A 15,053-nucleotide genomic window follows, 5' to 3' on the forward strand; every position below is an offset into this window, starting at 1 on the left:
AGAAAAGGAACCGCTCCATACTTTAATAGGAGGATTGATAGTCAAACCAGTCAAAAAATGCTTTCGCATTGGTTGGCTGCCCATTGGAACTTGTATACAGACCGATCATTACTCCCGTAAAACCGCCAGCTACCTCTGTGCTCAGATAGCGGGTATCCAGACTAGCGAGGTTGCTGTAGTCCCCGGACTTTGGGTCTATAAAAGCAAAGCTGTAGTTTAAAGGCGTTCCACTGATACGCAGTTCTATCTTGTTGCCTGCGATTTCTTTTTCAGCAACAATATAATGCAGAGATCCTACCTTAGCGCGCAGCTGCAGCATAAAGAGCTTTCCGCTGCGTTTGAGAAAGAAGTCGTAATGGTGCGAATTGTTCTGATACAGCGTTAAACCGGCTTCTTCTCCGTCGGAAGCGGCATTAAATTCAAACTTTACGCTGGCCTGAAAATCGTGTTCCGTTTGCCTGCGGCCGATAAAAGAAGGCGACTCCGTCTCGTTTAATGATATCGGACTGCTGTACAGGCAGAGGCTACCACGTCGTTCGGTCAGCGAGTACTTTGCCGAATCGGGATTCCGAAGATACTGCCATTGCAAACCCAGCTGTGTGGCAGTAAACTCATCGCGCTGTGTTGGAGTTGCCACAGGAACTGCTGGCAGGGGCTTCACCGCCATATCCAGCTGGATTTTTCCATTACCGTTGATCTGTGGCCAGCCGTCTTTAGGCCAGCTTACCGGTGCCAGAAATGTCTCCCGACCGAGTATATGGTAATAACTGTAAGGTTGCGTGACGCGGAAACCTAAAAATACGGTCCACCAGGAGCCATCTGCTGCCTGGATAAAGTCCGCATGCCCAACCCCTTGAATGGGATTTCCCTGTCCCAAACGGTTGGAGTGTGATAGAATTGGGTTGAGCGGGCAGGATTCGTAAGGCCCCCAGATGGAGCGGCTCCGTCCGATACTGACACTGTGGGCATATTCTGTGCCACCTTCGCCCAATAGTAGATAATAGTAGCCATCCTTTTTGTAGATGTGGGGCGCCTCGGGAAAGCGCCCGCCCGTTCCGGCCCAGACCACTTTTTCCGCCGAGGTCAACTTCCCGGTACTCAGATCTATGGCCGTCACACGTATTCCTTCATCTCCCTGGGTCACAAAATAGCTTTTGCCATCCTCATCCCAAAAAATGTCCGGATCTATGCTTTTGATATCTACCCAGACCGGATCACTCCAGGGGCCAGCCGGTTTTTTTGCCGTGCAATAGAAATTGCCTTTGTCCGATACATTGGTACATATGACATAGAATAAACCATCGTGATAGCGGATCGAAGGCGCGAATAGCCCTCCCGAAGAAGGTACTCCGTGTAGATTGAGCTGTGAAGACCGTGTCAGGCAGTGACCCAGCTGCTCCCAGTTGACCAGATCCTTACTATGATATATCGGAAGCCCCGGAAAATATTCGAATGAAGAGGTCACGAGGTAAAAATCATCGCCTACACGGCAGATGCTCGGATCTGGATTAAATCCTCGGACAACCGGGTTTTTAAAGCCCGGTTGTGCATAGCTCGGCGCTGCCAGCAAAAAAAGTAAGCTGCAATAAATCGTGGAGCTAAGAAGTGTCAAGTACCTTGAAGTCATGTTAGTTATAGTCATGTTTTTCCTCTTATTTGGCCGGACCGGATTCTGATCCCGCTTGATCTAAACTTTCCTTATACTCCTTGCTGATAAAATTGAATGTCAGCATGGCGGCACCGTCATTCGAAAGTACAGGATCCCTTAAGACAGCTAGCTGCATCGTATTCTGCGTCAGTGACATAATGCGTACATCACCCCAGTCTACCACGATACCATCCTGGGGTTTGCCATGCAGTGGCGATGCGCCGGTCATGCGCAGGGTTTTCTTTTCGGTGTCAATATTAAAAATGCCTTTCTGCACTTTTCCCAGCATGGCATGGTTAACATTGACGTTGGCGCCGCCTTTGAGGTCAAAAGTCATACGACCATAGTCGCCAGCGGGCATTAGCCAGCTATTGCCTTTCCAGTCAGGTTCCCAGCTCCAGCTGTCGCTGTTCAAGGGTTCGCCGGTCTTGTTTACTGTGCCCCACCAGTCTCCCGTTCCATAAAAATACATGGGCCCTTTAAAATGGCGGGATACCTCTGCCGCATCAAGATCCAGAAACCAGGTTTTCTCCTGCCCTGCACCACCGGTCAATAATGTCCAGGTCTCGTCACTGATAAATTCAGCGTACATCGCGTCAATTTTAAAGCTTACTGGCTCGCCATAAACGACTCCGCCCCGGGTTTCGACACCAAACTTAACCGTATATTCTCCTGGAAAAGGCATTTTTAAAGTCACCTTTTTATCTTGGCTCCGCCCCTGGGGATGTTCCCAGAGCGGGGTATATTTCGGATCCATTAAACTCGTTAAATAAACAATATTCGGATTATTTACATCATGTTCAATACGGTACGATTTACCTTCAGTCAGCTGTGCCGGACTGAGGTCGATCTCCCCTAGTGCATATTTTTCTGGAGAACAAGCTCCGACCATCGTCATCAGCGCAAAGAGGGCCATGACATAGTGTATTATCTTTTTCATGTATATAGATTTATATCGTTAAACCAAGCGAAAATTCAGCAGCACTGTTCATTAATTCCAGCCTGCATTTTGTTTCAGTACTCCATTTGACAGCGTGATCTGCTTATTCGGAATCTGCATAAACCCGCGGGTGGCCAGAAATTTGCCTTTTGTGATAACAACTTTGTCGGGAGCCGAACCACTAAGCACATCTTCGGAAGTCTCCAGTATGGCGGCCGCATTATTGATACCCTGACGCAGCACATCCCAATAGCGTATGCCTTCAAAGGCAAATTCAAAATTCCGCTCTTTCAGGATATTACTTTTTGAGACGGGCAATGCAACGAAATTGGTTTTATAGGCCCGCTTGCGCACCTGGTCAAAATATTGCTGGGCATTGGGCGACCCCAGTTCTGCCGCCATTAGCAACACGTCTGCATAGCGGATCACAAAGTAATCCTGATCCTGGGACAATTGCATATCTTTATCTCCACCTGTATTTGTGGTGCCATCCGGCAATGCTGTCGGCGCGTATTTTTTGATCGCATAGCCCGTGTATTCACGCTGGTCTTTCAGATTAAAATCCGGTATTTTCTCTCCATCGATATCGATAATGGATGCTGTTTTTCTGGTATCGTTGTTATCGAAGGCATTAAAGAAGTTTTTGCTTACGGTACAGGCACCCCATCCTTGACCATAGGGTGACCAGCTCTTCCCTCTCAAGCCCAAGAAAACGACCCAGCGGTTGCCATCGATATGACCTTCGTAATCCGATGTATTGTTAAATTTCTGTGCAAATACCACTTCGGAGTTCCCTTTACCTGCGTACTTGGAAATATCCAATGTATTGTCGGCGGCATTGGGAAGATAACTTGATGCCGGCCAAAGGTTTTTAAAATCAGCGACCAATGCAAATTGGCCACTTTTGATCACATCTTCCAGTCCCGCTAGCGCCTCGGCTTTGGATACGCCAATATCTTCGGCTGCATAATAACCGGAATAAAAGAGGTAAACCCGTGCCAGTAGTGCTTTTGCGGCGAATGGCGTAGCCCGGCCATCGTTGCTTGCGGCGGCTGATTTCGGATAAGCATCGGCCGGGATACTGCTTGTAGCAAATTTGAGATCCGAAACAATCAGCTTATACACTTCCTTTGGATCCGATTGCGCAATATTATCACTCGTAGGGCTGGTCAACAGGGGTATGTTCTCAAAGAGACGCACTAAATCGAAGTACAGGACTGCCCGCAGGAACCGGGTTTCACCTTCGATCCGTGCGCGTGCCGTAGTATTGCCCGAAAAATCGGTGCCATCTAACTTTGCCAGCAGCGTATTACATCTAAAAATGCCCGAATAGTAATCTGACCAGGTACCATCAAAAATATTATTGTCCGACTGGGATTGCCCGATATCAAAGCGGTCTATAGCCTGGAAACCGCGGCCATCTGTTGTTCCGGTACCACCGAAACAGTTATCCGAAGCGACTTCCGAGGTGATATAAAAAGCCTGGCTCGCGTTGGAGGTTGTCCGCTGGTAACCGTCATAACAACCGACCAGCGCCATTTCAGCATCCGCCACTGTTTTATAAAAGTTGCTCTCCAAGACACTTGTCATCGGTTCGACGTCCAGGAAACTGGATGAACAGGATCCCAATAGTAGTGATCCCAGTAGTATTGAATAAGAGATATAACCTATTTTTTTCATGATTTCTCGATTTTAGAGTTTAACATTTAAACCAAATAATACCGTCCGGGGTCTAGGGTAATACCCTAAGTCAATACCCGATACCCAGCCGTCTGTACCATACCCGATCTCCGGATCCATTCCATCATATTTCGTAAAGGTGAATAGATTCTGTCCCTGTATATAGAAACGGATCTGATTGGCGTATTTCCACCGGATCAGTTTGGAAAGATCATAACCCAGGGTGACATTGCTAATCCGTAGGAAATCGCCATCCTGAATGTATAAATCCGAAAACTGCCAGTTGACATTTGTTTCGGTCACACGCGGAATGGTATTGGAAGTACCTTCGCCTGTCCAACGGTCGAGGATACGGGTGGTATAGTTCGCCTGCTTATTGGTATGATTGCGGTAAGACTGCACAATCTTATTGCCCAAAGAACCGTAAGCATTAACGGAGAAATCAAATCCTTTGTAATCCAGTCCGATATTAAATCCATAGGTAAAATTAGGCATGCCCACACCCAGATTTGTTTTGTCGGCGGCATTGATAATGCCATCAGTATTCTGATCCACATATTTTACATCGCCGGGCTTGACATCTGCCTGCAGAATGCCCTTTCCAGCATTTTTCCAGGCGTCAATTTCAGCCTGGTTCTGGAACAACCCCGCGGTGCTGTAGCCCCAGAAATAACCGATGGGCTGTCCATTGGCGGCACGGTAAAATTCCTCTGAATTATCATATAACATGGCTGTCTGGCCGTGGATAATACCGTCTTCAGTCGGGATCTTACCCACTTTATTTTTGTTGTAAGCACCATTCACACCCAGGCGGTACTTAAGCGCATTCACTTTATCAGCCCAGTTCAGTCCAAGCTCAACTCCCGTATTCTTCACATCACCGCCATTTATAAAAGGTGGCAGCGTACCTGTCGTGGCCAGCACCGGAGCTGTTACCAGCCAGTCTTTCGTCTTTTTGACATAAAAGTCAGCGACGACATCCAGCCGGCTCTGCGCGAATTTGGCATCAAATCCAACATTTGTCTGTTCGGAGGTCTCCCAGGTTAAATTGGGATTGGACAAGCGGCTCGGGTAAGCTCCGGCAATATTATTGTTGCTGGTGCCGAATACATAATGGGCACCTGGATTGGATGAAGTAATACCTGTTGAGGTACTGATCGGTGCGGCATATTGAAAATCAGCAATATCTTGGTTGCCCACCTGTCCCCAGGAAGCCCGCAATTTAAAGAAGTTTACCCCCGGTAGGTTCTCCTGGAAAAAATCTTCTGAAGAGACCACCCAGCCTGCTGAAACCGAAGGGAAATAGCCCCAACGGTTGCTATGTGAAAATTTGGAGGAAGCATCGGCCCGAAGGGTAGCATTTAACAGGTACTTCTCTTTGTAATTGTACCCTAACCTGCCGAAGTAGGACACCCGCCGGGTGACGTTCTCCGGTTTTCCAGAAACAGTGCGCGTCTCCACAACATTGCCCTTTTCATCCAGATGTGCCTGCCCAGTTGTGTTGTCCAGATAGGCATGCGCAAAATCATTGAACTGCGAAAGCAGGTTCCAGTTTGAGCCCGAAAGATAGGTACCCTGATATCGCAATGATTCCATCCCGATCATGGCCGAAAAGCGGTGATCCGTCCGGATATCAAAATCATAGGAAGCGGTATTGGTCCAGGTCAATGTATGTCCCTTGCTCATATTTTGGGACGTAGTGGTATGGTCCTGGTTGTACGTATAAATGGAAAAACGGTACAGGGGTGTAAAACTCCGGTATTCCGAAGCATAATAGTTGAAGCCCAATAAAGAGCGTACTTTCAGCCCTTTGACCAGTTCAATCTCAGCAAAAATATCTGCCAGTAATTTCTGGCCATCGTTGCTGTTATTCGAATTGGTCATCATCACCCCATAAGGATTACTGTCGCCGTTGTACCAGGGTGAGTTGGACGTATCGTTGAAGGGGCTGCCATATAGTCCGTTGTCCGAATAAACGGGTGACAGCGGCGATGTAGTAAAAGCTCCGCGTAAGGTATTGTTGTACTGGTTGCCAACACCGATACCCCGATTTTTAATGTAGTTGAAATTAAGGTGCTGCCCGATCTTCACAAAATTATCAAACAGTTTATGTTCTGAATTTGTCCGGAAGCCATAGCGTTCGTAATTGGATACATCCTTACCACCGACGATCCCTTCCTGACTGATATAGTTCATGGACAAGGCATAGGTGGATTTCTCCGAACCACCGGTGAGGGCTACATTATAATTGTCCATTTTCGCATTGTCCTTGAACATATAGTCCAGCCAGCTGGTATTGGCCAGTCCGGCCATTCCATCAAAATCAATGGCAGCAGCACCTGAATTGAGGGATTGCTCATTCATGATTGTTTTATACTGATGGGCATCCAGCAGCTTCGCTTTGCGTGATACGTTCTGAATACCCGTATACCCGTCAAAAGACAGCTGGCTTTTACCTGCAGCACCCATCTTGGTGGTCACCAGGATTACACCGTTGGCTGCCTGCGAACCGTATATCGCTGCCGAAGCGGCGTCTTTTAAAACATCGATCGACTGGATATCTGCAGCGTTCAATACCGAAATATCACCTCCGGGCACCCCATCAATGACATAAAGCGGGCCCGAATTGCCAATTGTCCCTAAGCCGCGGACGACGACCTTCATATCCGCTCCGGGCTGACCGGAGGTGGAGGTAATGGAAACGCCCGGCGCCTGCCCCTGAAGCGATTGCAGGGGATTCAATTGATTCCGTTTCTGCAGTTCCTCGCCTTCTACTTTCAGATTTGCGCCGGTATTTAGCTTTTTCTTCTGCACACCATAGCCGATGACTACCACTTCTTCCAGATCCGAGGTACTGGGCTGCAGGCGAATGATACCATTCGCTCCGGCGACTGTAATTTCTTGCGTTTTATAGCCCACGTAAGAGATCGTCAGCACGCTTCCTTTTGCGGCCTGCAATGAAAACTTACCCGATTCGTCCGTACTCGTTGAAATCTTCTGATTCTTTACTTTAATGCTTGCACCCCCGATCGGCAAGCCAGAATCAGCGGAAACAACGGACCCCGTAAAGGACTGTGCCCAGACCAGCGAGGTCATGCCGGTCATGACTACAACAGCCACACCCCTGCTCAACAATTGTTTGCTTATCATATGATTTGATTTATAAATTGGTTTTACTTATTTTAATTTAATCTGTAAGGCTTTCCCGTGATAAGATACTGCCATTGATTTTTTTGTAGGGCTGTCGATGCCGATAGCATTTCTGTCGCTGACGAAAATGATATTGAATTTTCTGCTATGTAGCATACCCTCAAACTCCCCTTTGCGGTCGGCCAGCAACAACGTTTGCGTACTGTTATCGTAGCGGATATCAATTCGGCTGTATTTTCCCTTTTCGTAGTTATAATTATCACCTTCATCTTCATAGAGCGAAAACTGGCCATCGGCACCGGCATAGATATAGAGGTCCAGTACAGTCTGCTTTTTCTCCGTGCTGTATTGCAGCTCCTGACCGACCGGAACGATCGCACCGGCTTTTGCATACACCGGGATACGCTCGTATGGCGCATCTACCAGAAGATCCTGACCGCCGCTGACTTTCTTGCCGCTGTATAAATCATACCAGTCGGCGCCTTGTGGAAAATGTATTTTCCGACTCCTCGCAACTTTCTCCGTGACGGGGCTCACCAAGAGCGATGGACCCCATAGATACTGGTCATTGCGGTCAAATCCTGCTTTATCCAGCGGAAAATCCATGGCTAGCCCCCGGATCATTGAATAATCTTCGAAAAATGTCTTTGCCGCCAGGCTGTAGTTATAAGCCAGCAATTTATAGCGCAGATTGATTGCATAAAGCATGCTTCTGTAGGCAGGGTGCTCCGCAGGAGCGATGTGATAAGGTTCGCGGAACGGGAATTGTCCATGTGCCCGGAACAGGGGCAAGAATGCAGCATATTGATACCAGCGGCTATTGAGCTCACGCCATTCTTCCAGATCCACCGCATTGGGCTTATGGAACCTGTTTTCGACGAGGAATCCACCCGCATCCATTGTCCAATATGGTGTACCGGACATGGAGAAATTTATTCCGCCCGCGATCTGATCCTTCATATCGTGCCATCGGGATGCGATATCCCCGCTCCAGGCAGCGGCGGCATAGCGCTGCTGTCCGGCAAAAAATGAACGCGTCAGAATAAACACCCGTTTATTGGGATCCGTTGCGCGCTGCCCCTCGTAAATACCCTTCGCATTTTGAAGCGGAAAGGCATTATAGTAGCGCACCGAGGAACCGATGCTGGGCTGAAAAACAGCTTTGCGTTCATCCAGATCGATATTGGAATGGATATCCGGTTCACTTGCATCCATCCACCAGGCGTCGATGCCTATTTTAAATAAGTTGTTGTCCAATAACTTCCAGAAGGCATCGCGCGCACCCTGGTTAAAAGGATCATAAAATGTAGAAGTATAGCCCTTCCCGATCCAATCTTTACGGCCATCGTAAATATTCCGTGGGTAGATCCACTTATTGCTTTTAAACTCCTGATATACACGCGACTCTTCATTTATTTTCGGCCAGGCGGAAATCATGATCTTCAGATTTTGGTCATGCAGTTTCTTCACCATCGCCTTCGGATCTGGAAAGCGGTTTAAATCAAATTGTTGACTTCCCCAGTCGTTTTCTGACCAGTACGACCAGTCTTGGACAATATTATCAATTGGAATCTTCCGTTTACGGAATTCTGTGGCTACCTGTTCAATTTCGGCCTGAGTTTTGTAACGCTCGCGGCTTTGCCAAAAACCGAAACTCCAGACCGGCATAATCGGAGCCTTGCCTGACAAATGCCGGTAACCGCTGATGACATCGTCCATGGATGCACCATGGACGAAGTAATAGTCAATTGCATCCCCGGCTTCGGAATTAAATGAAAAGAGGTTCTGCCGTGCAGCGGGAATTGGGCTCTGCCAGTTTAGGGTAAAATAAGACTCGCTGCCGTCTGGGATCCATTCCATCCGGATCCGGCGCGGCTGATCTTTTTCCAGATCTTTTTCAAGCTCAAAAGTGCCGGCATTCCAGGACTGCCGCCAGCGGTCGGCGACGAGCTGACCATCTATCCATACCTTCATGTATCCCGAATATTTGAAGTGCAGGACATGCTTGCCGGCATAGGGCGAGGCAAGCGTACCCTCATAAACCACCTTTGTATCCGCAAGTTTGATCTCTTTTGGAAACTTGTGCTGGTCCGTTAAATAGCCATAATCGATGATCGATTCCGGACGGGAAAGGTATACCGAGTCGGTATTGCGGTTCATATAAGTAGCCGTGAGCCAGCCCTGCTCCCCTTCCACGGACGATAGCTTAAATGCATTCAAAGGTAATAATGGGCGCACATCCCCGGCTTTGGTGATCGAGTAATTATGCCAGAGCAGACCATAGTTGTTGGTGGATAACAAAAATGGAATGCCGATTTCGGTATTGTACTGCAGTAGCGTGACCTGTTTTCCCCGGTTGTAGTTCATGACCGCATTTTGATGCTGTCCAAGCCCATAGATCCCCTCCTCCGGTTGGACAATAAAATCCTGGTTGACCTGGTAAAAGGCATCGCCATTATAGCTCCCCGCAGTAAACGAACCGGAATTCCGTTTTGCTTCTTTTAAAATGGCATGGCCATGTAAGTCGTAAAATTCTACTTTACCGCTGCTCAAAGAAACAATAGCCCGCAGATCCGCTGTCTGTATTGTGGCCGTTGAGTCTGTCGATCCGGCAACAAATGATTTTAGCTGCCGGTGCAAAGAGTCTACAATCACCAGGCGCTGCTGTTTCGGGAAGCCAGTCCCAGCAGGGACTGCCGTTACCCGTATGATCTTATCCGTAATGGCGTCCAGATAGACGTCCTGATCAATGGAGCCCGCAGAATTTTTGAAGCTGACCTTCACGCCGGTGGCGGTTTTTTCAAACTGAGCTTTCTGAGCCTGTGCAGATCCTTGATGTATCATGGTAAAGAACATCAGACCGCTTAAAGCATACGTTATGTTGCGCATGTAAATAAAGATTTATTGGTTATTGTATTCCCTTGGTTATTGCTTATACTTTCCTAATGAAAGAACATGTCAAATATAGAGTGCAACCGGTTGTCTTAAGGCTATGATTTGTTAACTTTTAGGGGGTGATTTGTTAACATACGGTCGGATAAATGGAATATATTATATGTTAAATTATTGTTTTAAAACAAGTTGAGCTAAAACGAGGGTGAATTTCCAAAGGCGAGTTTATAATTTATTTACCGGATTGTTTTGGATTGCCGAATCTTGTTTTACCGGAGATGCTACCATCAATAATTTGGAATGCTGTATGAGATCCATGGTTCATTGATTCAGCGATCAATACTTTTCATCCGAATTTGGAAAACAGAAAATAGTGGATCGGTACGGCCCTTATTTGGCAAATCACAGAAAACATCATAACAGCGAATAATCTGCATATATTTTTAATGATTGCTTTCAATGCCGAAATCTTAGCAGCAATTTCCTACTTTAAGGTGATTGTTTTTTTATATTCATTCGGTGTTACCCCGAACTCTTCTTTAAAGTATTTTCTAAAGTATTTGGTCTCATTAAATCCCACAAGGAAAGCGATTTCATTGACGTACATCTGGCTTTTTTCGAGCAGTTCTGCTGCTCTTTTTAGCCTGATAAAGCGGATAAATTCCGAGGGCGTTTTATCGGTCAAAGCAAGAATTTTCTTATAGAAATTAACCCTGCTCATTGCCATTTCACGGCATAAATCTTCCACTAAGAAGTCGGTTCGTTCTATATTTGACTCAACGATGGAGACGGCTTTTTGTATAAATTTCTGATCCATCGAAATGATCTCCGGTTTGGTTGTTGAGATATCAATTCTTGATTTGAATTTATCCTGTAGTTGTTTCTGCCTTTTTGCAATATTGGCCAGCGTAACGCGTAGAATATCGATATTAAAAGGTTTCGAGATATAAGCATCTGCACCTGCTTCCATACCCTGGAATTGATTTTCATCCGAACACTTTGCCGTAAGCAAGACGACTGGTATATGGGAACTGCGTATATCCTGCTTGATCTTGCGACAGAATTCGTAGCCATCTACATTTGGCATCATAACATCACAAAGCACAAGATCCGGAATATATTCGGTCGCGAGCTCATAGCCATGTTGGCCATCTTTTGCGGATAAGATCCTGTAATCATTGCTAAAAAGATCCTTTAGAAACAGGCGAAAATCCTCATTATCATCAATAATGAGAAGCGTATATACGCCGTTCTCCGCATCTAGGATAAAGTCGTTTTCACTATCCCTATTGTATGCTGCATTGCTTTCATCATGAGTACCCGAATAGATCACATCTTGTCTGTTCGTGGCATAAGTCTCTTTTAACATGGGAATTTGCACCGTAAAAACTGTGCCTTTTCCAAGTTCACTATCGACCTCCACTGTTCCTCCATGGAGCTTGACAAATTCATTTACAATATGAAGCCCAACGCCTGTCCCTGAGATACCGTGGGTCTCATTGGAATCAATTCGGTAAAAACGATCAAAAATTCGGTCAAGATGTTCTTTTTCTATTCCAATACCTGTATCTGCAACCTTAATACACAGACGCTTATCGATTTCCTGGTCAATAATCGTTTCGTTTATAGCTACGCTAACGTCTACCTGGCCTGAAGTTCGGGTATATTTAAAGGCGTTTGAAATCAAATTGGAAATGGCCATATACATCTTATCTTTATCAAAGCTCAGGTCTATGTATTGATGGTTTGTCGTAAAAGTTAGTCTGATCGATTTTTCAGCTGCAATGGACAAAAAGGATGTACTGGTCTCTTTGACAAATTCAATAATATTACCCGATGATATATTGAGTTTCGTTTTATCCTGATCTAATTTCCGAAAATCCAATATATCGTTGACCATCGTAAGCAGTTTCTGGGCATTTTTATACATGACTCCCAGTGCTGCTTTTTGTTCCTGATGACTATCTTTTTTTAACAACATTTCCAGTGGACTGATAATCAGTGATAAAGGCGTCTTGAATTCATGACTGATATTGGTAAAAAACTTTAATTTCAGCTGGTCTATTTCATGCAGCTTATCAGCTTCCAACATACGGGCATTTTGATCAAGTTGATCCTGCTTTCTTTTCAACCGATATTTAATAAACCACCTGATTAACAAAACAAACACTGCAATATAAGTCGCTATAGCCCACCATGAAAACCAAAATGGAGGATTGACTACAATCTGCATCTCGATCGGTTGAGGCGACCATACATTATCCTCATTGCCCGCATAAACTTTTAAGATATATCGGCCTGGATTAAGATTGGAATAGGAAGCTACTCCTGTACTACGCGAAGTTTCAATCCATTCCTTATCGACACCTTCCAACTTATAGCGATATTTATTTTTATTCGGGTGGATAAAGTTGAATGCGGAAAATCGAATGGAAAAGTTTGTTTCATTATATTTCAAGGTAAGCTTGTCGAGGCCTACAATAGAAACCGGCAAAACGGTGTGATTGCCCCTTTTTTCATCTGGATTGACCACTTCATTAGACAATAACAGTTCTGTAAACCGAGCTTGCGGTATACTTTTGTTGGCGGGGATTTTTCTCGGATAAAAAGCGATGTACCCTTCCGTTGTACCCATATATATTTTTCCGGTCTTATCGGTATATACGGCGTTGGGATTAAAAACCATTCCCGTCAGCCCGTCGCTAAGATCAAAGGTAGAAATAATCCTGCTGTGCTTAGCTCCGCTAGCTGACAAGTACTGTATCCGGTTGAGCCCATTGCTTGTCCCCGCCCATACATTCCCATCTTGATCCTCGACTAAAGATCGTACATCATCGCTGGATAGGCCATCTGCAAGTGTCAAAAAAGAGAAGCTCCGGTTTGTGGTGTCAAAGATTTTTATGCCCCTTTTTGTGGCCAACCAGATGCGACCTTTTGAATCCTTCATAAGCTGATAAACGGGAACTGAAGCAGCCTTATCCTGAAAATTGGCATTTGGAAAATAAGGCATAATAGCCTGGTCACCAATGAGCTTATAGACACCGATATCTGACGAAAAATTAATCGTTCCATCCCGATCTTTTAATGTGGAAAGAATGAAATTAGAACGTAGTTTGCTATTGTCCCTATTAAAATTTGTAAATATCGTTCTACTGGGGTCCAATCTGTCAATTCCGCCCCCCAAAGTCGCAATCCACAAATTTTGGTCGGAATCTTCCGTGATCCCATATACGCTCTGATTGGACAGTCCTTTGTTGTTTTTCTCCTGCACTTCATATCGTTTAAACTGCCGACCATCATACACATTCAAACCGCCCATAAAAGTACCTATCCACATTTTCTTTGTATAATCTTCATGGAGCGCGGTAACAATATCAGACGACAAACTTGTCATATCACCGCGTTTGTTTCTGAAAAAATGGCGTTCTCCGGTAGTTTCATTCAACTTAATGAGCCCTTTGCCATTTGTCCCCAACCAAAGGTTCCCCTCCTTGTCTTTGACAATACTGCTACAGTCAAAAAGTTCACTTTTCCCATCAGAAAATCCGGTACTAGGAAATTTAAATATTTCTGGATGATAGTATGAAACACCATTCTTATACGTTCCTGCCCAGACAATTCCTTGAGGATCACAATATAAACTTACAATAGAGTTTTGTCCAACGGAGGTTTTATTATACGTGTTATGCTGAAGGACCTGGATGGAGTTCTTATTTTTATCAAGAAGGTTGAGACCACCATGGTCCGTGGCAATCCAAATTAATCCTTGCCGGTCCGCTACAATTCCACGGACAAAGGAATTGGAAAGTGCGGGCTTCGTGTCAATATCATACTGTTTCCATTGATCATTAGTTTGATTATAACAGACTGCACCACTATTATTTATACCCGGATAAATCCAGACCATATGGTCGGAATCTATAAACATACTCTTCGGAATTAAAGAATTTATAGCCCTACTGTTTAAATAACTTTTTCGGATATCAATTTGCTTCGTTCGGGTATTCAGACGTTCCAAAAAGCCATCTTTGTGGAGTATCCACACAAATTCATCTTTTATTGCGATCTCTACGATCTCTGTAGGACGAATGCTCATCGGATCACTTGATGATCTGAAGCTTACTAATTTTTTATGCTTAGGGTCATATTTGTAAATGCCTTTTTGTGGATAGGCTACAATAAAATTTTTATACTGATCTATTTGTATAGAAATTGGGTTTGGTGGAAGACCCATTTTTTCAAGAATGGAATCTGTATTATTGATAAAAACCTCCTTTCGCCAATCAAACATGACATATTTATTGCCCAACATCCATAAATTCCCCTGCTCATCTTCTACAATTTTCTTCAAACCATCATAAAGAGTTCCTGAAGTGCCTTCGCTGCTGCGATTGAAAATTTTGATTCGCTCACCGTCAAATCTATTTAATCCTGTATTTGTTGTAAACCAGACAAATCCCCTACCATCTTTATATATGGCAACAACTTCATTTCCTGCTAAGCCATTTCCATTGTTTATATGGGCAAACTTAAACTCCTGTCCATAGCCTAAAATAATTCCAAAAAATAGGAATAGTAATAAAAGACGCTTCATTGGTTATTGTTTCAAGAACTTCCGTTAAAATACTGATTTTATCAAATCTTTACAGCATAAGTGATCATTTTATACCCTAAGCTGAAACATTTAGATCCCTAGTTAGCGTATGCCGGCCTATCCGAAGTCTATCACAGTTGGGGGCTGCA

The 15,053-nt window shown here is 45.0% G+C and carries 6 protein-coding genes; all 6 read right to left on the reverse strand.

What is annotated here, in order from left to right:
* Positions 1–22 precede the first annotated feature (22 nt).
* Positions 23–1,642 (reverse strand): glycoside hydrolase family 43 protein, encoded by a 1,620-nt coding sequence (locus DFQ12_RS03695; protein WP_244211668.1) that lies wholly within the window; start codon positions 1,640–1,642, stop codon positions 23–25.
* A 10-nt stretch (positions 1,643–1,652) separates the two neighbouring features.
* On the reverse strand, positions 1,653–2,588 hold the full coding sequence (locus DFQ12_RS03700; protein ID WP_120257665.1) for a hypothetical protein: 936 nt from the start codon (positions 2,586–2,588) through the stop codon (positions 1,653–1,655).
* A gap of 51 nt (positions 2,589–2,639) precedes the next feature.
* Positions 2,640–4,268 (reverse strand): RagB/SusD family nutrient uptake outer membrane protein, encoded by a 1,629-nt coding sequence (locus DFQ12_RS03705; RefSeq protein WP_120257666.1) that lies wholly within the window; start codon positions 4,266–4,268, stop codon positions 2,640–2,642.
* A 12-nt stretch (positions 4,269–4,280) separates the two neighbouring features.
* Positions 4,281–7,418, reverse strand: coding sequence for a SusC/RagA family TonB-linked outer membrane protein (locus DFQ12_RS03710; RefSeq protein WP_208642424.1), 3,138 nt, complete (start codon positions 7,416–7,418; stop codon positions 4,281–4,283).
* A 27-nt stretch (positions 7,419–7,445) separates the two neighbouring features.
* Positions 7,446–10,307 carry a glycoside hydrolase family 31 protein gene (locus tag DFQ12_RS03715; RefSeq protein WP_244211669.1) on the reverse strand — a complete coding sequence of 954 codons (2,862 nt, stop codon included), beginning with the start codon at positions 10,305–10,307 and terminating at the stop codon, positions 7,446–7,448.
* Between the two features lie 487 nt (positions 10,308–10,794).
* Positions 10,795–14,904, reverse strand: a complete 4,110-nt coding sequence (locus DFQ12_RS03720; RefSeq protein ID WP_120257667.1) for a hybrid sensor histidine kinase/response regulator transcription factor — start codon at positions 14,902–14,904, stop codon at positions 10,795–10,797.
* Positions 14,905–15,053: the final 149 nt, after the last annotated feature.

It is taken from the genome of Sphingobacterium detergens (assembly GCF_003610355.1).
GTDB lineage: Bacteria > Bacteroidota > Bacteroidia > Sphingobacteriales > Sphingobacteriaceae > Sphingobacterium > Sphingobacterium detergens.

What these genes read in the sequence shown, in the direction of transcription:
- DFQ12_RS03695 (WP_244211668.1), bottom strand. Translation starts at nt 1,642, where the DNA reads ATGACTATAACTAACATGACTTCAAGGTACTTGACACTTCTTAGCTCC.
- DFQ12_RS03700 (WP_120257665.1), bottom strand. Translation starts at nt 2,588, where the DNA reads ATGAAAAAGATAATACACTATGTCATGGCCCTCTTTGCGCTGATGACG.
- DFQ12_RS03705 (WP_120257666.1), bottom strand. Translation starts at nt 4,268, where the DNA reads ATGAAAAAAATAGGTTATATCTCTTATTCAATACTACTGGGATCACTA.
- DFQ12_RS03710 (WP_208642424.1), bottom strand. Translation starts at nt 7,418, where the DNA reads ATGATAAGCAAACAATTGTTGAGCAGGGGTGTGGCTGTTGTAGTCATG.
- DFQ12_RS03715 (WP_244211669.1), bottom strand. Translation starts at nt 10,307, where the DNA reads ATGCGCAACATAACGTATGCTTTAAGCGGTCTGATGTTCTTTACCATG.
- DFQ12_RS03720 (WP_120257667.1), bottom strand. Translation starts at nt 14,904, where the DNA reads ATGAAGCGTCTTTTATTACTATTCCTATTTTTTGGAATTATTTTAGGC.